Annotated in this window: 16 protein-coding genes; 6 read left to right on the top strand and 10 right to left on the bottom strand. The window is 64.4% G+C overall.

What is annotated here, in order from left to right; translation table 11 throughout:
• Positions 1-100: 100 nt before the first annotated feature.
• Positions 101-2,956, top strand: coding sequence for an excinuclease ABC subunit UvrA (gene uvrA, locus WBR68_RS06280; protein WP_370641202.1), 2,856 nt, complete (start codon positions 101-103; stop codon positions 2,954-2,956).
• Between the two features lie 34 nt (positions 2,957-2,990).
• The gene (locus tag WBR68_RS06275) at positions 2,991-3,653 is read left to right on the top strand and encodes a glutathione S-transferase family protein (RefSeq protein WP_050448312.1); all 663 of its coding nucleotides are present in this window, start codon (positions 2,991-2,993) and stop codon (positions 3,651-3,653) included.
• Positions 3,654-3,683: 30 nt separating this feature from the next.
• Here the strand turns inward: WBR68_RS06275 and WBR68_RS06270 are convergent, their stop codons facing one another.
• Genes WBR68_RS06270 through WBR68_RS06260 form a run of 3 tightly spaced genes read right to left on the bottom strand, consistent with a single transcriptional unit; the run spans position 3,684 to position 6,550 of the window.
• The gene (locus tag WBR68_RS06270; protein ID WP_050448349.1) at positions 3,684-4,811 is read right to left on the bottom strand and encodes a deoxyguanosinetriphosphate triphosphohydrolase; all 1,128 of its coding nucleotides are present in this window, start codon (positions 4,809-4,811) and stop codon (positions 3,684-3,686) included.
• A gap of 24 nt (positions 4,812-4,835) precedes the next feature.
• Positions 4,836-5,912 carry a 3-dehydroquinate synthase gene (gene aroB / locus WBR68_RS06265; protein ID WP_127186168.1) on the bottom strand — a complete coding sequence of 359 codons (1,077 nt, stop codon included), beginning with the start codon at positions 5,910-5,912 and terminating at the stop codon, positions 4,836-4,838.
• A complete protein-coding gene (locus WBR68_RS06260) occupies positions 5,909-6,550 on the bottom strand; it encodes a shikimate kinase (protein WP_050448310.1) in 642 nt (213 codons plus the stop codon). Before WBR68_RS06260 ends, aroB begins: the two co-directional genes overlap by 4 nt.
• 114 nt (positions 6,551-6,664) lie before the next feature.
• Between WBR68_RS06260 and WBR68_RS06255 the strand changes: the two genes are divergently transcribed.
• Positions 6,665-9,109: a penicillin-binding protein 1A gene (locus WBR68_RS06255; protein WP_050448309.1), complete on the top strand. Its 2,445-nt coding sequence runs from the start codon at positions 6,665-6,667 to the stop codon at positions 9,107-9,109.
• A 57-nt stretch (positions 9,110-9,166) separates the two neighbouring features.
• Here WBR68_RS06255 and WBR68_RS06250 read toward each other — a convergent pair whose 3' ends face one another.
• The 6 genes from WBR68_RS06250 to hydA form a co-directional block, all read right to left on the bottom strand.
• Positions 9,167-10,819: an ABC transporter ATP-binding protein gene (locus tag WBR68_RS06250; RefSeq protein ID WP_230693725.1), complete on the bottom strand. Its 1,653-nt coding sequence runs from the start codon at positions 10,817-10,819 to the stop codon at positions 9,167-9,169.
• A gap of 1 nt (position 10,820) precedes the next feature.
• Positions 10,821-11,717, bottom strand: a complete 897-nt coding sequence (locus WBR68_RS06245) for an ABC transporter permease (protein ID WP_230693724.1) — start codon at positions 11,715-11,717, stop codon at positions 10,821-10,823.
• A 10-nt stretch (positions 11,718-11,727) separates the two neighbouring features.
• Positions 11,728-12,669: an ABC transporter permease gene (locus WBR68_RS06240; RefSeq protein WP_230693723.1), complete on the bottom strand. Its 942-nt coding sequence runs from the start codon at positions 12,667-12,669 to the stop codon at positions 11,728-11,730.
• Between the two features lie 6 nt (positions 12,670-12,675).
• Complete coding sequence (locus WBR68_RS06235; protein WP_127186171.1) at positions 12,676-14,280, bottom strand: ABC transporter substrate-binding protein; 1,605 nt, start codon at positions 14,278-14,280, stop codon at positions 12,676-12,678.
• Positions 14,281-14,349: 69 nt separating this feature from the next.
• Positions 14,350-15,792: an amidohydrolase family protein gene (locus tag WBR68_RS06230; RefSeq protein WP_230693722.1), complete on the bottom strand. Its 1,443-nt coding sequence runs from the start codon at positions 15,790-15,792 to the stop codon at positions 14,350-14,352.
• A 42-nt stretch (positions 15,793-15,834) separates the two neighbouring features.
• Positions 15,835-17,283 carry a dihydropyrimidinase gene (gene hydA / locus WBR68_RS06225; protein ID WP_230693721.1) on the bottom strand — a complete coding sequence of 483 codons (1,449 nt, stop codon included), beginning with the start codon at positions 17,281-17,283 and terminating at the stop codon, positions 15,835-15,837.
• 319 nt (positions 17,284-17,602) lie between these two features.
• Here hydA and WBR68_RS06220 point away from each other — a divergent pair, with 319 nt between their 5' ends.
• Entirely contained in the window at positions 17,603-18,283 is a 681-nt protein-coding gene (locus tag WBR68_RS06220) for a GntR family transcriptional regulator (protein WP_050448347.1), read from the top strand.
• Positions 18,284-18,407: 124 nt separating this feature from the next.
• Here the strand turns inward: WBR68_RS06220 and cyaY are convergent, their stop codons facing one another.
• A complete protein-coding gene (gene cyaY, locus WBR68_RS06215) occupies positions 18,408-18,737 on the bottom strand; it encodes an iron donor protein CyaY (RefSeq protein WP_006227433.1) in 330 nt (109 codons plus the stop codon).
• Here cyaY and lptM point away from each other — a divergent pair.
• Together lptM and lysA are read left to right on the top strand one after the other, a co-directional pair.
• Complete coding sequence (lptM, locus tag WBR68_RS06210) at positions 18,688-18,945, top strand: LPS translocon maturation chaperone LptM (RefSeq protein WP_332310611.1); 258 nt, start codon at positions 18,688-18,690, stop codon at positions 18,943-18,945. The two genes, cyaY and lptM, sit on opposite strands and share 50 nt — an antisense overlap.
• On the top strand, positions 18,942-20,231 hold the full coding sequence (gene lysA, locus WBR68_RS06205) for a diaminopimelate decarboxylase (RefSeq protein WP_230693720.1): 1,290 nt from the start codon (positions 18,942-18,944) through the stop codon (positions 20,229-20,231). Before lptM ends, lysA begins: the two co-directional genes overlap by 4 nt.
• Positions 20,232-20,325: the final 94 nt, after the last annotated feature.

Here is a 20,325-nt window from a genome sequence, read left to right as displayed (position 1 = left end):
CAAATGGCGGACTGCCTTGAACGCGGGGGGACTCGGCGCGCTATAGTAACAAGTTGGCCTTTGAAACCGCTTAAAAGAGCCTGATGGACACCCGATCGACGTGACAATACGCATACGGGGTGCACGCACCCACAACCTCAAGAACGTTTCGCTGGACCTGCCGCGCCACAAACTGGTGGTCGTCACCGGCTTGTCCGGCTCTGGCAAATCTTCGCTGGCGTTCGATACGCTGTACGCGGAGGGCCAACGACGTTATGTGGAAAGCCTGTCCGCGTATGCCCGCCAATTCCTCCAACTGATGGACAAGCCGGACGTCGACCTCATCGAAGGTCTGTCGCCCGCCATCTCCATCGAGCAGAAGGCCGCCGGCCACAACCCGCGTTCCACTGTCGGCACCATCACCGAGATCCACGACTACCTGCGCCTGCTGTATGCGCGGGTCGGTACGCCCTACTGTCCCGAGCACGGCCTGCCGCTACAGGCGCAGTCGGTCAGCCAGATGGTGGACGCGGTGCTGGGCTGGACGCCCGAAACGCGGCTGGCCGTGCTGGCGCCCATTGCGCGCGGCAAGAAAGGCAGCTTCGAGGACGAATGCGCCAGCCTGCAGGCGCAAGGCTATGTGCGTCTGCGCGTAGACGGGCAGTTGATGGAAATCGACGGCATGGCGCCGTTGAAGAAAACCGAAAAGCACGACATCGACGTCGTCATCGACCGGCTGCGCATCAAGCCAGAAAGCAAGCAGCGCCTGGCGGAAAGCTTCGAAACCGCGTTGCAACTGGCCGACGGCCGCGCGCTGGCGCTGGACATGGACAGCGAGCACGAACAGGTGTTCTCCAGCCGCTACGCCTGCCCGGTGTGCAGCCACAGCCTGCCCGAGCTGGAGCCGCGCCTGTTCAGCTTCAACAACCCGATGGGCGCCTGCCCCAGTTGCGACGGCATCGGCCAGGTTGGCTTTTTTGACCCCAAGCGGGTCGTGGCCTTTCCGGAACTGAGCCTGGCCGCTGGCGCCATCCGTGGCTGGGACCGCCGCAACGCCTTCACGCATTCGCTGTTGGCCAGTCTGGCGGCGCATTACGAATTCGATATCGAAGCCCCGTTTGAAGACCTGCCCGAAGCACTGCGCGACAAGGTGCTGTACGGCTCGGGCGAAGAAGAAATTTCCTTTCTCTACCTGAATGAAAAAGGCCGCAGCACGGTCAAGCGGCATACCTTTGAAGGCGTGATCCCGAACCTGGAGCGCCGCTGGCGCGAAACGGACTCGGCAACGGTGCGCGAAGAACTGGGCAAGTACCGCAATATCAAGACCTGCCCCGACTGCGCGGGGTCGCGCCTGCGTCCCGAAGCCCGCAACGTGCTGATCGGCCACGATCCGCGCGGCGGCGAGCGCCACGGCCAGGCTATCTATGAAGTCGAGGCCATGCCGCTGTCGGGCTGCCTGGCCTGGTTCCGCGACCTGAGCCTGACCGGGGCCAAGCAGGAAATTGCACAGCGCATCGTGCGCGAGATCGAAGCGCGGCTCAGCTTCCTGAACAACGTCGGCTTGAATTACCTGTCGCTGGACCGCAGCGCCGACACCATTTCAGGTGGCGAGGCCCAGCGCATCCGGCTGGCCAGCCAGATCGGTTCGGGCCTGACGGGGGTGATGTATGTGCTGGATGAACCCTCCATCGGCCTGCATCAGCGCGACAACGATAGGCTGATCGGCACCTTGCAGCACCTGCGAGACCTGGGCAACAGCGTCATCGTGGTCGAGCACGACGAAGACATGATCCGCATGGCGGACTGGGTGGTCGACATGGGCCCGGGCGCGGGCGAGCACGGCGGCGAAGTGGTGTCGCAGGGCGATCCAGAAACGGTGCAGCGCGATCCGAATTCGCTGACCGGCCAGTACCTGAGCGGCGCGCGCGAGATCGCGATTCCCGCACGCCGCCCGGTCAACGACGAACTGCCCTGGCTGACCCTGAGCGGCGCCAGCGGCAACAACCTGAAAGACGTCGAACTGCGCGTGCCTGCCGGCCGCCTCGTCTGCGTGACGGGCGTATCGGGTTCCGGCAAGTCCACGCTGATCAACGACACGCTGGCAGTCGCCGTGTCGCGCCAGCTGCATCATGCGCAAAGCGAACCCGCCCCCTACGTGTCGATGCAGGGGCTGGACAATTTCGACAAGATCATCAGCGTGGACCAAAGCCCCATCGGCCGCACGCCGCGCAGCAACCCGGCAACCTACACCGGGCTGTTCACGCCCATCCGCGAGCTTTTCGCGGGCGTGCCCGAGGCGCGTACCCGCGGCTACGATCCCGGCCGATTCAGCTTCAACGTGAAGGGCGGGCGCTGCGAAGCCTGCCAGGGCGACGGCGTGGTCAAGGTGGAAATGCACTTTCTGCCCGACATGTACGTGCCCTGCGACGTGTGCCACGGCAAGCGCTACAACCGCGAAACGCTGGAAATCCGCTACCGGGGCCGCAACATCAGTGAAGTGCTGGACCTGACGGTTGAGCAGGCGCTGGAATACTTCGAGTCCGTGCCGGCCATCTCGCGCAAGCTGCACACGCTGATTGACGTTGGCCTGTCCTACATACGCCTGGGCCAAAGCGCTACCACGCTGTCGGGCGGTGAAGCGCAGCGCGTGAAGCTGTCGCTGGAACTATCGCGCCGCAGTACCGGACGCACGCTGTACATCCTGGACGAACCCACCACCGGCCTGCACTTCCGCGATATTGAATTGCTGCTGCAAGTGCTGAACCAGTTGGTAGACAGCGGCAACACCGTGCTCATCATCGAACACAACCTGGACGTCATCAAAACGGCGGACTGGCTGATCGACATGGGCCCGGAGGGCGGCGATGGCGGCGGCTACGTGGTGGCGCAAGGCACGCCGGAAGACGTCGCGAATACGCAAGCCAGCCACACCGGGCAATACCTGGGCAAGCTGCTGCGACGCAACGCAAGCAGGTAGATCGACTTATCAACACCCCGCGAGAAACCACGCCATGTACACCCTGATCATCGGCAACAAGAATTACTCTTCGTGGTCCTTGCGGCCGTGGCTGGCGTTACGAGCCACGGGCATCGCCTTCACTGAGCAAAAGCTCGCGTTCTTCACGGAAGAGTTTTCACGCAAGGTGGGTGCGGTGTCACCCGCCGGGCTGGTGCCGGTATTGCTGGACGACGACTTCGCCGTCTGGGATTCGCTGGCCATTTGTGAATACGTGGCCGAACGGCATCCAGATGCCGGGCTATGGCCCAAGGATGCCAAGACCCGCGCCCGCGCGCGTTCACTGGTGGCGCAAATGCACAGCGGCTTTGGCGCCCTGCGCAACGCCCTGCCGATGAATATCGAAGCGCATCTGCCGGGCATCAAGCTGCCCGAGGCCGCCCAACAAGACATCTCGCGCCTGCAAGCCATCTGGCACGACACTCGTGCTGAATTCGGCCACGGCGGCCCGTTCCTGTTCGGCGCATTCTCGATTGCCGACGCATTTTTCGCGCCGGTGGTGTCGCGCTTCACCACCTACGGCATCGCTGCCGCGGGCGCCGTGCGCGACTACATGGATGCGGTCCTGGCATTGCCGGCCATGCAGGATTGGATGCGGGATGCGCGCGCCGAAGCCACGTTCGTGCCCGAAGACGAACCCTACCGCAAGCACCGCTAAGCAAGCACCGCGCGCGGCCAGCCCGCCGCTTCAGCCCATCTCGAACAGGCGCTTGTGTTCTCGGATGGCGTAGCGGTCGGTCATGCCGGCGATGTAATCGGCAATGGCGCGCGCCTGCTCGTTGAACACTGGGCGCCGGTAGTCTGGCGGCAGCAGCCTCGGGTCATCAAGAAACGCCCCGAAAAGCTCACGCACGATGCGGCGCGCCTTGGCCGTCATGCGCAGCACCTGATAGTGCCGATACAGGTTGTCGAACAAGAACTTCTTCAGGGCATCGGCCTCGCGCCGGATGTCGTCCGAAAACCCCGCCAGCGGCGGTGAGCGGCGCACGTCGTCCACGCTGGCCGGCGCCGCGTCGCGGATGCGCGCCAGCGAGGTTTGCGTCAAATCGACGATCAACGTGTTGATCATGCGGCGGATGGTTTCCGCCACCGCGCGGCGCGGCGCCAGGCCCGGATAGCGGTCCAGCACATAGGCGTGATGCCGTTCGAAGATCGACACGTCCTGCAGTTGCTCAATCGTGATCAACCCGGAGCGCAGGCCGTCGTCGATATCGTGGTTGTTGTAGGCGACTTCATCGGCCAGGTTGGCCAGTTGCGCTTCCAGCGATGGCTGCGTGCGATTCAGGAAGCGTTCGCCCACATCGCCCAACTGGCGCGCGTGCGCGGCCGAGCAATGCTTGAGGATGCCTTCGCGCGTTTCAAAGCAAAGGTTCAGGCCGTTGAAGTCCGCGTAGCGCTCTTCAAGCTCGTCCACCACACGCAGGCTTTGCAGGTTGTGCTCAAAACCGCCCGCCTCGGGCGCCAGTTCGCGCATGCAGGCGTTCAGTTCGTCCTGCCCTGCGTGGCCGAAGGGCGTATGGCCCAGATCGTGCGCCAGCGAAATGGCTTCGGTCAGGTCTTCCGACAGTTTCAGGCTGCGGGCCAGCGTGCGCGCAATCTGCGCCACTTCCAGGCTGTGCGTCAGGCGCGTGCGAAAGAGGTCGCCTTCATGGTTGACGAAGACCTGCGTCTTGTACTCCAGCCGGCGAAACGCGCCGGAATGCACGATGCGGTCGCGGTCGCGCTGAAATTCGGTCCGGTTTTCAGGCGGCGGCTCTGCCGTTTTCCGACCACGCGATTGAGACGGGTCGGATGCGTAAGAAGCCAGTTCATTCATCTGCAACACCGTCTCCAATCGCGGTTACTGGGTGGTTCGGGACAAGACGGCGCGCACCGCGTCGTCGGGGGCCGCGCGCATGAAGGCTTCGCCGATGCGCGGCATGAGCACGTAGCGGATGGACCCGCCTTCCGTTTTCTTGTCGACCTGCATCAGGTCCAGCCAGCGGTCGGCGCCCAGGTCGGGCGCCACGACCGGGCAGCCGATGGCGGCCACCAGCGCGCGCACGCGCTCGACATCGGCGCGGTCAAAGCCGGCCACGTCGGCAGACAATTCCGCCGCCTGCACCATGCCGCAACCGACGGCCTCGCCGTGCAGCCAGGCGCCATAACCCAGGCCGGATTCAATGGCGTGGCCGAAGGTGTGGCCCAGGTTCAGGATGGCGCGCAAGCCGGATTCGCGTTCGTCCTTGCCCACCACCTGCGCCTTCAGTTCGCACGAACGGCGGATGGCATGGGCGACGGCCTGCGGGTCCAGCGCGCGCAGTTTCGCGGCGTTTTCTTCGCACCATGTCCAGAAATCGGGGTCCAGGATCAGGCCGTACTTGATGACTTCGGCCAGCCCCGCCGACACTTCCCGCGCGGGCAGGGTGTTCAGCACATCGGTGTCGATTTCGACCGCCACCGGTTGGTAGAAGGCCCCGATCATGTTCTTGCCCAGCGGATGGTTGACGGCGGTCTTGCCGCCCACGGACGAGTCCACCTGGGCCAGCAGGGTGGTGGGCACCTGCAGAAAGCGCACGCCGCGCATGTAGACGGCGGCCGCAAAGCCCGTCATGTCGCCGATGACACCGCCGCCCAAGGCCACCAGGACGCAACGGCGGTCCAGGCGGTGGGTCAGCAAGGCGTCGAAGATCAGGTTCAGCGACTGCCAGTCTTTGTAGGCCTCGCCGTCCGGCAGCTCGATGCGCAACACGCGCTTGCCGGTGCGCGCCAGCGCCGCTTCGGCGCGTTCGCCGTACAGCGCCGCCACCGTGGGGTTGGTCACAACCGCAATCGCGGTGGCGTCGGCGGGAATGCACTGGTCCAGGGCATCGATGCGGCCGGGGCCGATGTGGATCGGATAGCTTCCGCCCGGGGTGTCGACGTCAACAACGTTCATATGCGCTTCTCAAAGGCTTGTAATTGCGGCAGCAGCGCCTTGACCAGGGTGTGGATGGGCGTCGCGCCCGTTTCCACGACCAGATCGGCGACTTCTTTATAGAGGGGTTCCCGCAGGGTCATCAGGTCCCGCAGGGTGCCGCGGGGGTCCGCCGTGGCCAGCAAGGGCCGGTTGCGGTCGCGGCAGGTCCGGCGGAATAATTCGTCCACGCTGGCCCTTAAATAGATGACAATTCCGCGCTCGCGCAGCCGCTGGCGATTTTCAGCGGCGAGGATGGCGCCACCGCCCGTGGCAAGAATTATGTTGCGCCGTTGGGTACACTCCTCCAAGGCGGCGGACTCTCGGCGACGAAAACCGGCTTCGCCCTCGATTTCGAAGATAACCGGCACCCGAACGCCGCAACGCGCCTCGAGCTCATGATCCAGATCCATAAACTCGCGCCCCAACGCACGCGCCAGGCTACGGCCTATGGTGGTCTTGCCCGCGCCCATCATCCCCACAAGGAAGACAGGCAGATCGTGCGGCAACGGCACCGTCTTGCCTGTGCATTCGATGGCGCAAGGCACGTTTTCGGGCGCCTCGCCAGTGGGCGCTGGGTCCGGGTCAGCTTCCGGACATGAGTGGGCGGAAAAGTTCATGCCGGCATTATCACATCTGCCGCCAGTTGCCCGCGCACCACACAGAACAATCTTGTTACAGAAACCGATCCTTCTCGCTGAGATGGGCCCGGAGATACCCGTAAAATCGCCGCGATGAGCAAGCCCCAGAATTCCTCCAAGAAAGACAAGCCCGCCAAGAGCGGCTCCCCGATCCTGCGATTCTTCGTAAAAACCGGCATCTTCTGTGTCGGTCTGTTCCTGTGCGGCGTATTGCTGGCCGCAATGGCGCTGGCGCTCGCTTGGCCCAACTTGCCAAACCTGAACGCCATGACGGACTATCGCCCGCGGGTGCCGCTGCGCGTCTACACGGCGGATCGCGTCCTGATCGGCGAGTTCGGCGAAGAACGCCGCAACGTGCTGCGCTTCAATGAGATTCCCGACGTCATGAAGTCGGCGGTGCTGGCGGCCGAGGATGACCGCTTCTACCAGCACGGCGGGATTGACTGGATGGGCGTGGTGCGGGCTGGCCTGACCAACCTGATCAACATGTCGAAGACGCAGGGCGCCAGCACGATCACGATGCAGGTGGCGCGCAACTTCTACCTGTCGTCGGAAAAGACCTATTCGCGCAAGTTCTACGAACTGCTGCTGACGTTCAAGATCGAGAACGAGCTCACCAAGGACCAGATCCTGGAGCTCTACATGAACCAGATCTACCTGGGCCACCGCGCTTACGGCTTCGCGGCCGCATCGCGCGCCTATTTCGGCAAGCCGCTGTCGGAAGTGACGCCGGCCGAAGCCGCCATGCTGGCCGGCATTCCGAAGGCGCCCTCGCGCTTCAACCCGATTTCAAACCGCCCCCGCGCCGAACTGCGCCAACGCTACGTGCTGGGCCGCATGCTTTCGCTGGGCTACCTGACCGAGCCGGAATACAAGCAGGCGATGGCGCAACCCATCGTCATGAAGTCGGCGGAAGGCACGCCAGCCGGCGGTTATGCCATCCATGGCGAATACGTGGCTGAACTGGCGCGCCAACTGCTCTACAACGTCTATCAGGACAACGTCTACTCGCGCGGCATCAACATCTACACCACCGTGCAGTCCAAGGACCAGGAAGCGGCCTATCGCGCCGTGCGTGAAGGCGTGCTGGACTACACCCGCCGCGCGCCCTACCCCGGCCCCGAAGAGCAGTTGGACCTGCCGCCGGGCACCGAGAACAATCCGGCCGCGCTGGATGAATTCCTGGACGGCGTGTTCGACAAGTTCAGCGACAGCGGCGACCTGCTCACCGCCCTGGTGCTGTCGGCCAGCCCCACCGAAGTGAAGCTGGCGCGCAGCTCGCGCGAAATCATCACCATCACGGACAAGAAAGTGCTGGCCGTCGTGGCGCGCGCGCTGAACGACAAGGCCAAGCCCGACCAGCGCATCAAGCGTGGTTCGGTGGTGTACATCCGCAAGTTCGGCGACCACTGGGAAATCATCAACCTGCCGGCGGTGCAAGCGGCATTCGTGGCCCTGACCCCGCAAGACGGCGCCATCCGCGCCATGGTGGGCGGCTTCGATTTCTATCGCGGTAACTTCAACCGCGTGACGCAAGCCTGGCGCCAGCCCGGTTCCAACATCAAGCCGTTCATCTACGCCGCCTCGCTGGAGCGCGGCCTGACCCCGGCCACGCAGATTTCCGACCAGCCGTTTGAACTGACCGCGGCGCAAACCGGCTCCAAGGCCTGGAACCCCAAGAACTACGGCAACCAGTACGAGCCCATGCTGACCTTGCGCCAGGGCCTGTACAAGTCGAAGAACATGGTGTCGATCCGCATCCTGCAGGCCATTGGCCCGCAATACGCGCAAGACTATCTGACCCGTTTCGGCTTCGACAAGGCGCGTCAGCCGCCCGTGCTGCCGCTGGCGCTCGGCGCGGGCTCCGTGACGCCGCTGCAACTGGCGGGCGCGTTCTCGGTGTTCGCCAACGGCGGTTACCGCGTCACGCCCTACCTGATCGACCGCGTTACCGACAGCAGCGGCAAGGTCATCATGCAGTCCCGGCCCGTGGTGGCCGGCGACGCGGCGGCACGCGCCATTGATCCGCGCACCGCCTGGGTCATGGACGACATCCTGCGTGGCGTGGCCACCTACGGTACCGCCGCGCGCGCCCGGGTGCTGCTCAAGCGCAACGACATTGCCGGCAAGACGGGTACCACCAATGAATCCGTGGACGCCTGGTTCTCGGGCTACACCCCGAACCTGGTGGCAACGTCCTGGCTGGGCTTTGACCAGCCCAAGTCGCTGGGTTCGCGCGAAACCGGCGGCGGCGTCGCCATGCCGATCTGGGTCGATTACATGCGGGAAGTGTTGAAGGGCGTGCCGGAAGAAAAGCCGCGCCCCCGTCCCGACGGCCTGATCGTGGAAAACGGCGAGTTCTACTTCTCGGAGTTTCCTCCGGGGCAGGCCGTCGCCCGCCTGGGCCTGCCCGAGGCTGATACGCTGGGTGAATTCCTGAACGGCCTGGGTAGCAGCAACCCGGACACGCAGATCAAGGTGGCACCGGGCGTGGGCACGCAAAACACCGCGCCCTGGTCGCAGAAGATCCCGTTCTGACGCAACAAGGCCGGCCTGGATAGGCCGGCCTTATTACTGCTGACAGCTTCCAGCGCCTTACCGCAGCACTGCTTCGGCCGGCCTGAAACGCTTGAAATCCCAATGCCTGCCTGGCGCGGCGTCCAGCAACTGACGCGTGTAGCCGTCCTGCGGCCGAGTCAGCACCTCGGCCGCCTCCCCTGCCTCGACGATCTGCCCCGACTTCATCACAACGATGGAGTTGCAGATCTGCGCCGCGACCCGCAGGTCGTGCGTAATGAACAGCACCGCCGTGTCGGTGCGGGCGCGTATGTCTTCAATCAGTTCCAGCACCTGCGCCTGTACCGACACGTCCAGCGCGGACACCGCCTCGTCGGCGATCAGGATGTCGGGCCGCAGGGCAAGCGCCCGCGCGATGCAGATGCGCTGGCGCTGCCCGCCCGAAAACTGATGCGGATAGCGATCCATGGTGTCCGCCCCCAGCCCGACGATATCCAGCAGCTCGATGGCTCGCGCCCGGGCTTCGTCTTGCGGCACGCCAAAATTGCGCATGCCCTCGACAATGGAATCGCCCACGCGGATGCGCGCATTGAGCGACCGGTACGGATCCTGGAACACGACCTGGATGCGTTTGCGCACGGGATGAAATTCCCGTTTGCTGGCGGTGGCGATCTCGGTACCGTCCAAGCGCACGCTGCCTGAACTGGGGTCGATCAGGCGCGCGATGCAGCGCGCCAGGGTGGACTTGCCCGAACCCGACTCGCCCACGATGCCGACGATCTCTTTCTTGCGCAGCGTAAAGCTGACGTCGCGCACGGCGTGCACCGCGCGCCTGGCCTTGAAAAAGCCGCGTTCGGCATAGGTTTTTTGCAGCCCCTTTACCACCAGCACGGGTTCGCCTTCAGGCGTCTGCCGCGCTGCCGGCGCCAGGCCCGGCACCGACGACACCAGCATGCGCGTGTAGGCCTCTTTCGGGCGCGCCAGGATCTCGTCGCGGGTACCCACTTCGACCAATCTTCCACGGTTCATCACCGCAATGCGGTCAGCAATCTCGGCCACCACGCCAAAGTCGTGCGTGATGAACAACACCGCGGTGTTGTGCGACTTCTGCAGCTCCAGGATCAGCGCCAGAATCTGCTTCTGGGTCGTCACGTCCAGCGCGGTGGTGGGCTCGTCGGCGATGAGCAGCTTGGGGTTCAGGATCAGCGCCATGCAGATGACGATGCGCTGGCGCTGTCCGCCAGACAACTGGTGCGGATAGGACTGGTAGATGCGCTCCACGTCCGGCAACCGCACCGACTCCAGCATGTCCAGGATCTTGCGCTTGCGGGCGGCCGCGTCCAGGCCGCTATGGGTACGCAGCACCTCGTCGATCTGCCAGCCCACCGTGCGCACGGGGTTGAGCGCCGTCATGGGTTCCTGGAACACCATGGACATGCGGGTGGCGCGCAGTTCCCGCAGGCGCTCCGGCGTGCACGCCAGCACATCTTCGCCGTCAAGCAGGATGCGGCCCGCGCTGGGCCGCAGCGCATCCGGCGCCAGCAGGCCCATCACCGAAAACGACGTAACGGATTTGCCCGATCCGGATTCCCCGACCACGCACAGGGTTTCACCGGCGTGTATGTCGAAACTGATGCCTTCGACCACGTGGCGCGGCTCATCCGCCGGCGCGCCCACCAGCGCCACCGACAGGTTCTGCACTTGCAACACCGGCATTGTGGAATCGTTCATGTCAGACCCTCCGTGCCATCTTGGGATCCAGCGCGTCACGCATGGCGTCGCCCAGCATGTTCACACTAAGCACGGTCAACGCCAGGAACAGGCCCGGCAGCAGGATCAGCCCAGGCTTGATCTGGAAGTACATGCGGCCCTCGGCAATGACGTTGCCCCAGGACGGGAACTCCGGCGGCATGCCCACGCCCAGAAAGCTCATGACCGCCTCGGACAGCATGGCGGACGCGAAAATGAAGGTGCCCTGCACGATCAGCGGCGCCACCGTGTTGGGCACCAGATGGCGCATCATCAACACGTGCGTGGGCGTGCCCAGCGAGATGGCGGCTTCCACATAGGGCTCGTCGCGCAGGCTCAGGATCAGGCCACGCACCAGGCGCACCACGCGTGGAAATTCAGGCACGGCAATGGCGATCAGCACCGTCAGCATGCTGGCGCCGGTCACCGCAACCAGCGCGATGGCCAGCAGAATACTGGGCACGGACATGATGCCGTCCATGACGCGCATGATGACCATGTCGGCCGCGCGAAAGTAGCCGGCGATCACGCCCAGCAGCAGGCCCGGTATCAACGCGGCCACGGCGGTGCCCGCGCCGATCATCAGCGAGATGCGCGCGCCGTGAACCACGCGCGACAGCACGTCGCGGCCGTAGGCGTCGGTGCCGAACCAATGCTCGGCCGAAAAGCCCTGCAGGCGCTGCACAGGGTTGATGGCCATCGGGTCGGCCAGGCCCAGCAGATTGGCCAAGATGGCGGCCAGCACGATGACCGCAAGCATCACCAGCGCGGCCATGACCGGCCAGGTGGACAGCGTGCGCATCAGCGCGGACCTGGGTCGTTTGCGGATGGCGGGCGCGAGGCCGGCCCCACCCGCTATCGAGTGTATGGAAGTGGACATGCGGGTTCCTTCAATAACGGATGCGCGGATCGAACACCGAGTACAGGACGTCGATGGTCAGGTTCACGCCGATGTAGACCAGCGAGAACAGCAGGATCAGCCCCTGGATCAGCGGATAATCCCGGGCCAGCACGGACTCGACCACCAGCCGGCCCAGGCCGGGCAGGTTGAACACCGACTCCGTGACGACCACGCCGCTGATCAGCAGCGCGATGCTGACGCCGATCACGGTGATGATGGGCACGGCCGCGGTGCGCAGCGCGTGCGCCATCATCACGGCGCGTTCGGTAATGCCCTTGGCGCGCGCGGTGCGGATGAAGTCTTCACCCATCACCTCCAGCACGCTGCTGCGCGCGATGCGCGCAATCAGGGCGACAAAGCCCGTGCTGAGCGCAAGGGTGGGCAGCAGCAGGTGCATGCCGAAGGCCCAAAGGCCCGCCGACGGCGACTTATAGCCTTGCACGGGCAGCCAGCCCAACTTCATGGCGAACAGCAGGATCAGGGCATAGCCTGTGACGAAGATGGGCACCGAAAAGCCCAGTACCGAAAATGCCATCACCGCCCTATCCGCGCGGGTGCCGCGCCGCCAGGCCGCGAACACGCCCAGCGGCACCGCGATCAGCGTGGACAGCAAGATGGTCGACAGCGCGAGGGCCAGCGACGGCCCGACGCGGCTGCTGATCATCGCAGTGACGGGCGTGCCCGAATGCAGCGACACGCCCAGATCACCCTGCAACACCTGCCCGCTCCACAGGAAAAACTGGGTGGCCAGCGACCGGTCCAGCCCCATGTGTTCGCGGATCTGCGCCAGTTGCGTCTCGGTGGCCGCATCGCCCGCCAGCATCAGCGCCGGATCCCCCGGCGTCAGCCGCAGCAGGCAGAACACCAGCACGGCCACCGTCAGCACCACGGGAACCGTGGCCAGGATGCGTCTGAGTAGGTAGCTGAACATGCTGGCTTACCGGCTGGCTTTCTTGATGTTCCAGAACACCGGCGCGGGCGATTCCAGCACGCCCGACAGCTTCTTGCTGTAGGCCGCGGCCGTCTCGATCTGGCCCAGTGTGATGGCCACGCCTTCATCCAGCATCACGTCCTGCAACTGTTCGGCGATCTGCTTGCGTTCGGCTTCCGTCGCCGCCACCAGGAACTGGTCGCGCAGCGCTTCCACCTTCGGCACGGTCGGCCAGCCGAACCAGGCCTTCTCGCCGTTGGCCGACACGCCATAGTTGCGCAGCGGATCCATGATTTCGCTGACGTGCCACGTGGTCACGAAAATGCTCCAGCCGCCCTTGGCCGGCACGTCGCGGTTGGCGCGGCGCGACAGCATGGTCATGAAGTCCATGGCTTGCAATTGCACGTTGAAGCCTGCCTGGCGCAACTGCTGCGCCATCACCACGGGAATGGCGGAGGCCATGGCGATGTCGGTCGCATGCAGCACCACCACGGGCGTGCCGTCATACTTGGCTTCTTTCAGCAGCGCCTTGGCCTTGTCGATGTTGGACGGCACGATCATGTCGGCGCGCGTATCGCTGGAATAAGGCAGGCCGCAGCCGAACACCGCGCCGCAAGTCTTGAAGAATTCCGGATCGCCTACCTGCGCCTTCAGGATGTCGTCCTGGCCGACCGCGTACATGGCGGCCTGGCGTACCAGCTTGTTGTCGAAAGGCGCGTTGAGTTGGTTGAAGCGGTACATGGGCTGGTAGCCCATCTTGTCCAGCACCCGCAGCGTCAGGTCGGGTGAACTCTTCACCATCGGCACCAGGTCGAAGGGCACGGTCTCGATGTAATCGACCTCGCCGCCCAGCAAGGCGTTCACGGTCGTCATCGGGTCGGCCATGGCCACCCATTCCACGCGGTCCACGTTCACCACCTTGCCGCCCGCCGTCCAGCTGGGCGCTTCCTTGCGCGGCACGTAGTCAGTGTTCTTTTCGTAGACCGTCTTCACGCCCGGCTGGAATTCCTTTTGCACGAACTTGAAAGGCCCCGACCCCGTGTAGTCGGTGATGGCCTGCGCCACCGGCGTCTGCGCCACGCGCTTGGGCATCATGAAGCTGGGCAGGCCGCTGGGCTTGCCCAATGCCGACAACACGTCCGCGGGCTCCTTCAGCACGATCTTGAAGGTCTTGTCGTCAACGACATCCATCGACGTGACCAGCGGCATCAGCTGGCGGCCAGTCTTGTCCGACTGCGCCCAGCGCTGGATCGACGCCACGCAATCCTCGGCTTTCACCGGCGTGCCGTCATGCCATTTCAAGCCATCGCGCAGCGTGAACGTGTAGGTCTTGCCGTCCGGCGAGATCTCCCACTTGTCCGCCATCTGCGGCTGGACCTTGTTGTTCGCGTCCGTCGCCAGCAGCGTGTCGTAGATCATGTAGGCGTGATTGCGCGTCTGGTGCGACGCGGTCAGCACGGGGTCCAGCACGGTCAGCTTGCTGGCCATCACCACGGTCAGCGTTTCCGCCTGCGCGGGCGCCCAGGCTAAGGCGGCGGCGCAAGCCAGCGTGGCACCCACGCGGCCCAGGCCGTAGCGGGTTTCAAGTCTTTCAGCGTTCAGATAAGCCATGTCATTCCCTTGAAGTTTTTATGGATGAACGGGGCCTGTGGCCAGCCCCTTGAGTCGGTAGCGATCGGATCAGACGATGTCGAACGACAGCGGCGACATCTGCTCGGCGCTGCGGCCAGCCACCAGGTCGCGCGAAGGCACCAGCGCCTCGGCGCGGCGCTGGGCCTCGTCCACCTGCTCGGCGGCCTTGCGGTAGTCCAGCGAATGCACCTGCCCCTCATGCACCACACGATGGCCGTCGATGTACACGGTATGCACGGCGCGGTCGGCGGCGGCGTAAACCAGGCTGCGCACCGGGTCGCGTGACGGGCGCATCAAGTGATGCGTCATGTCGACCATCACCAAGTCGGCACGCGCGCCCACGGCGATGCGGCCCAGGTCGTCGCGGCCCAGCGCCTTCGCGCCCCCGATGGTCGCAGCGTGGAACACTTCGCCCGTGGTGACGGCGCGTGGCGTTTGCGCCATCAAGCGGGCCAGATAGCCCACGTGGCGCATTTCCTCGATCATGTTGTGCGGATAGGTGTCCGTGCCGATGCCCAGGTTGATGCCCGCGCGGCGATAGCGCCCGAAGTCGCGCAGCGCCATGCCCCGGCGCATGAAGACCGTGGGACAGTGCGCCACGCTGGCGCCTGTTTCAGACAGAATGGACAGGTCGGTCGCCGTATTCCAGTGCGTATTCGGGTGGTCGTCCACGAAGATGCCGTGGCCCACGATGCTGCCGGGGTCCAGCACGCCCAGGCTGTGCAGCCACTGAATCGGCGTCAGGCCATGGCGGCGCGTGATCTCGTGAAATTCCGGCAGCGACTGCGCGGCATGCGTCTGCCAGCCGATGCCACGGCGCTTCGCCTCCTGGTGGCTGGCCGTCAGCAGTTCCGGTGTACAGGTGTCGATCTGCGCCGGCACCAGCATGCCCGTCAGCCGGCCGCATGCATGCGCCTCGGCCTTGTCGATCAACGCCAGCGCGCGTTCCATGCCTGCCTCGCCGGCCTTCTCGTTCCATTCGTATTCCACAACATGGCCGTTGCGCGTGTACCAGCGCGCCGAGCGGAACATGGGCGCGATATAAGCCCGCAGCCCGCTCTGCACCATGATGTCGATCCACTGCTCGTGCGCCACCGACATATCCACCACGGTCGTCACGCCGGACATCAGCAGTTCGGCGGCGGCCAGCGTCAGTTGCGCGGGCGCGGCCTCGTCGTCGCCTTCCATCGTGGGCATGTACTCGTACAGGTTTGAGTTGTACAGGCCCGCCGATCCGGTCTCGTCCGTGTAGCCCTTGTTGATGGGCTCATGCACCAGATGGCTGTGGATGTCCACCAGGCCCGGCATCACCATCATGCCGCTGCCACTGACGATTTCCGCATCTGGCGCCACCGCCTGCGCGCCCGGCCCGACGTGCGTGATGCGCCCGTCCGCGAACGCCACGTCGGCGTTCTTCATGTAGACGTGCCGCTGGCGTGCTTCGTCCCAGGCAACCACAACATCGGCGTTCTTGATCAAGGTAGTTTTCAACGCAATATCCTCCGAATGAATGACGGGTATCCGTGTGGCACGCTAGCGCCAGGCGGGCTGCGCGCCCTTGCGGGCGCTGGGTGGCGCAAGACTGGGCAGCCCGCGCGGCAAGAACGTTCCCTGGCCCGGCGCGCCGGCAAAACGCTCGCCGTCCCAAACGACTTGTCCGCGCAACAGGGTCATTGCGGGCCAGGCCCGCAGCGTCATGCCCGCATATGGCGTGTAGTCCACCGCGTGGTGCAGGTGTTCGTTGGTGAGCGTGAATTCGCGCTCTTCCCAGATCACCAGGTCGGCATCGCTGCCGATGGCCAACGTGCCCTTCTGTGGGTACAGGCCGTAGGCGCGCGCCGGCTGGGTCGCGGTCAGCTCCACAAAGCGATTCAGGCTGATGCGCCCGCCCAGCACGCCTTCCGAATACAGCAGCGGCATGCGCGTTTCAATGCCGGGGATGCCATTCGGAATATGGCGGAACGCCACCTCTTTGCCGCCGGGCGTCTTGCCGTCTTCGCCCGTCAGGTTGAAGGGCGAGTGGTCCGACGAAAACACCGTAAACAGGCCGTCCGCCAGCCCCTGCCAGATATCCTCCTGGCTGGATTTGTCGCGTGGCGGGGGGCTGCATACGCAGCGCGCGCCGACATAGCTGTCGTCCATGCCCAGGTCGGCGGCGGTCAGCAACATGTATTGCGGGCAGGTTTCGGCATAGACATTCAGCCCCTTGGCGCGCGCGTCACGGATCTGCGCGACGGCCTCGCCGCCCGAGATATGCACCAGCAGGATGGGCACGTCGATAAGTTCGGACAGCGCGATCGCGCGATGCGCGCCCTCGCGCTCCACCAGCGTCGGCCGCGACACCGCATGGAAACGCGGCGCGGTGCGGCCCGAGGCTTCCAGGCGGCGCGTCAGCCAGGCGATGCAATCCGAATTCTCGGCATGAATCATCGCCATGCCGCCATGCGTGCGCGCCACGTCCAGCACGTCCAGGATCTGGCCGTCGGACAGCTTGAGCGCGTCGTAGGTCATGTACAGCTTGAACGAGGTGTAGCCTGCCTTGATCAGCCGCGGCAGTTCGTCGTTCAGCACGGCGGGCGTGGGGTCGGTCAGGATCAGGTGGAAGGCGTAGTCCACGCAGGCGCGGCCTTCGGCACGCTGGTGGTAATCGTCAATGGCGGCCTGCACGGTGCCGCCCTTCTGCTGCGCCGCGAACGGAATCACGGTGGTCGTACCACCGCAGGCGGCTGAACGCGTGCCGGTGAAAAAGTCGTCCGCCAGTTTGACGGGTGGCGCCATCGGTTGGTCCAGGTGGCAATGCGCGTCAATGCCACCCGGCGTCACCACGCGCCCGGCCACATCGATCTCGCATAGGCCCGGCGCCAGGCCACGCCCGATCTGCACGATGCGGCCGTCCGATATCCCCAGATCCGCGCGACAGGTATCGCCAGCGGTCGCCAGCACCGCGTCGCGCAGCACCAGGTCAAAACCATGCTTCGTCATATGCGTCAGCCCGTCTGATCCGCCCTTTCCGTGTCGCGAAAAGCGCGGCCGGATGGACATGTTGTGAGCGGATTCTAGGCTGAATACAAGAATGATTACGCTAGTGATTACCCTGAAATATACATTTCAACAGTAAATTGTTAACATTATTTCCGACCGCACCTCGAGCCGCGTCTCCAACGGCGGCGGTTGATCGGGTATCTTCACGTTCACCCGTCATGTTGCGAACAACATGAGGTCTACAAGCGGCAAGAAGCCGCTCATTACCCAGGGCGGCGATCCCGTCCTGGCTTTTCACGCGCAAACCAAGAACGAGCCCATGGCATCAGACAAACGCGAAACTTCGGTCACCGGCATCTACGAGCGCATCTATCGCGCCATCCTGGACAACCGCCTGAAACCCGGCACCAAGCTGGTCGAAGAGCGCCTGGCCGAAATCTTCGAAGTCAGCCGGCCGCGCATCCGCGAGGTGCTAGCGCGCCTGGCCCACGAACAGATTGTTGAACTGTTTCCCCAGCGCGGCGCCTATGTGGCCAAGCCGTCGATCGAGAAAGCACGCGACGTCTTCGAGGCCCGCAGGCTGATCGAACCCGCCGTGGTGCGGCGCCTGACGCAGAACCTCACCCCTGAAAAACTGGCGCGCCTGCGCGAGCACGTCGTCCTGGAACACGACGCCCGCAAGCGCGACGACAAGCGCGCCATCATCCGGCTGGCGGGGGAATTCCATATCCTGCTAAGCGAACTGGCGGGCAACGGCGAACTGGCGCGCACCATGCGCGAACTGTCCACGCTGACCTGCCTGGTCATCTTCCTGTACAACCTGCCCACCGCCACAAGCTGCCGCGACGACGAGCACGAGCTCATCACCGAAGCCATTGCGGCCCGCGACGCCCAGCGCGCCGAGGAACTGACACTGCATCACCTGGAGCACATCGAACAAAGCGTAAAGCTGGAATCGGTGGAAGAAACCGTGGACCTGGAAGAAGTGTTCAAGTTCTGACCCTGGCCACATAAGCCCGGCGAAGAAAACAATAAGCCCCAGGGTCGTAAAACCTGGGGCTTATCAACAAGCTTGAATGCATGCCTGCGCTGGGCAGGCCGGCCGGTTACCAGCCAGGCCGGCCTTACAGTTTCAGCGTAACGGGCACGCCGGCCGCAGCCGAGCAGATCTGGGACAAGGCGTCTGGCAGTTGCGGGCCACCCCGGGTGTCGTTCCAGTGTTGGCCGTCGTAGCGGTAATGGAAGCCGCCGCTGCGCGCGGCCACCCAGAGCTCCTGCATGGCGGCCTGACTGTTCACGACGACATGGGTGTTATCTTCAAAGACCATGGTCAAGACATTGCCGCTGCGGCTGGTTTCCACATCGACGTCGAGCGAAGCCGCCCAGTCATCGGCCTGGCTTTCGATGCTGTCCAGCACCTGGTCGATCAACGCAAGAAATTCGGTTTCGGTCATAATCGAGCCTGCAAGAATTACGGAGTTCCCAGTGTTCCAATTGGCATTCAGCCGCATGGCTCTTCGCATTGTAGCCACGCTTGTGGCCTCCGGCATGGTGGCGGCCTGCGGGTACAAGGGGCCTTTATATATGCCGACGCCTGACGGCAAGCCGCCGTCGAGTTCGCAACCCACGCCGCAAATTCCGGCCCCGCCCTCGATTCCATGACGTCTGCCTATCCCTTGCCGCCCGAGCTGGCCGGTCATCCTTATTTCCAGTACCGCAATAACGTACTGTACGCCGAGGATGTTCCCCTGGACCATCTGGCGCATAGGCTAGGCACCCCGCTGTACGTCTATTCGCGCGCGGCCCTCAAGGCCGCCTGGGAAACCTACCATAGCGCCATCGGGCAACGCCCCGTGCTGGTCTGCTACGGCATGAAGGCCAATTCAAATCTGGCGGTGTTGAAGGAATTCGTGCGGCTGGGCGCGGGCTTTGACATCGTTTCGGGCGGAGAACTCAAGCGCGCGCTGGCGGTGGGCGCCGATCCGTCCAAGATCGTATTTTCCGGCGTGGGCAAGCAAGCCTGGGAAATGCGCGACGCGCTGGCGGCCAAGGTGAAGTGCTTCAACGTGGAGTCCGAAGCCGAGCTGCACCGCCTGTCCGACGTGGCCGAAGCACTTGGCGTGCGCGCCCCGGTGTCGCTGCGCGTGAACCCCGACGTGGACGCGCAGACGCACCCCTATATCTCCACCGGCCTGAAAGAGAACAAGTTCGGCATCGCCATCGAATCAGCGCTGGACGCCTATCGCGTTGCGCGGTCCTTGCCGGGCCTGGACATCGTGGGCGTCGACTGCCATATCGGCTCGCAACTGACCGACATCAGTCCCTATTTCGATGCGCTGGAAAAGTTGCTGGACCTGATCGACGCGTTGGATCACGAAGGCATTCGCATCGCTCATCTGGACCTGGGCGGCGGCCTGGGCATCCGCTATACGGATGAAACACCCCCTTCGCCCAAGGCGTTGCTGGATCGCGTGTTTGAACGCCTGAATGCGCGCGGCCAGGGGCATCTGCATCTGGTGCTGGAACCAGGCCGTTCGCTCGTCGGCAACGCGGGCGTGCTGCTGACCACCGTGCAGTATCTAAAGCATGCCGAAGCCCGCAACTTCGCCATTGTCGACGCCGCCATGAACGACCTGCTGCGCCCCGCGCTCTATGAGGCCTACCATGGCGTGCACCCGCTGCGCCCGCGCGCCGGCGATCAAGTGGAATATGACATCGTCGGCCCCGTCTGCGAAAGCGCCGACTGGCTGGCCAGACAACGCAAGCTGGCGATCAAGCAGGGCGATGTGCTGGCGGTGGAATCGGCGGGCGCCTACAGCATGGCGATGGCCAGCAACTACAACACGCGCGCGCGCGCCGCCGAAGTCATGGTCGACGGCGGCAACTATCACGTCGTGCGCCAGCGCGAGACGCTGGACGATTTGCTGCGAGGTGAATCCACACTGTGATCCTCGGACGGGCCAATGCTGGCGAGTACATTGGCGCGGTAGCCCGGCAAGTCCCAATGAAAAAGGCCCCGAGGGGCCTTTTGGTCAGTCTTCC

It is taken from the genome of Achromobacter sp. JD-1, from assembly GCF_038594925.1.
GTDB lineage: Bacteria > Pseudomonadota > Gammaproteobacteria > Burkholderiales > Burkholderiaceae_B > Achromobacter > Achromobacter spanius_C.
Note: the sequence above shows the minus strand (reverse complement) of the source record. Positions and strands in the feature narration are given on the sequence as shown.

Coding starts and splice junctions, on each gene's coding strand:
- WBR68_RS06250 (WP_230693725.1), bottom strand. CDS start 10,819: ATGAACGATTCCACAATGCCGGTGTTGCAAGTGCAGAACCTGTCGGTG.
- WBR68_RS06260 (WP_050448310.1), bottom strand. CDS start 6,550: ATGAACTTTTCCGCCCACTCATGTCCGGAAGCTGACCCGGACCCAGCG.
- WBR68_RS06220 (WP_050448347.1), top strand. CDS start 17,603: ATGGCATCAGACAAACGCGAAACTTCGGTCACCGGCATCTACGAGCGC.
- aroB (WP_127186168.1), bottom strand. CDS start 5,912: ATGAACGTTGTTGACGTCGACACCCCGGGCGGAAGCTATCCGATCCAC.
- WBR68_RS06245 (WP_230693724.1), bottom strand. CDS start 11,717: ATGTCCACTTCCATACACTCGATAGCGGGTGGGGCCGGCCTCGCGCCC.
- lptM (WP_332310611.1), top strand. CDS start 18,688: ATGCTGTCCAGCACCTGGTCGATCAACGCAAGAAATTCGGTTTCGGTC.
- cyaY (WP_006227433.1), bottom strand. CDS start 18,737: ATGACCGAAACCGAATTTCTTGCGTTGATCGACCAGGTGCTGGACAGC.
- lysA (WP_230693720.1), top strand. CDS start 18,942: ATGACGTCTGCCTATCCCTTGCCGCCCGAGCTGGCCGGTCATCCTTAT.
- WBR68_RS06270 (WP_050448349.1), bottom strand. CDS start 4,811: ATGAATGAACTGGCTTCTTACGCATCCGACCCGTCTCAATCGCGTGGT.
- WBR68_RS06240 (WP_230693723.1), bottom strand. CDS start 12,669: ATGTTCAGCTACCTACTCAGACGCATCCTGGCCACGGTTCCCGTGGTG.
- WBR68_RS06275 (WP_050448312.1), top strand. CDS start 2,991: ATGTACACCCTGATCATCGGCAACAAGAATTACTCTTCGTGGTCCTTG.
- WBR68_RS06255 (WP_050448309.1), top strand. CDS start 6,665: ATGAGCAAGCCCCAGAATTCCTCCAAGAAAGACAAGCCCGCCAAGAGC.
- hydA (WP_230693721.1), bottom strand. CDS start 17,283: ATGACGAAGCATGGTTTTGACCTGGTGCTGCGCGACGCGGTGCTGGCG.
- WBR68_RS06235 (WP_127186171.1), bottom strand. CDS start 14,280: ATGGCTTATCTGAACGCTGAAAGACTTGAAACCCGCTACGGCCTGGGC.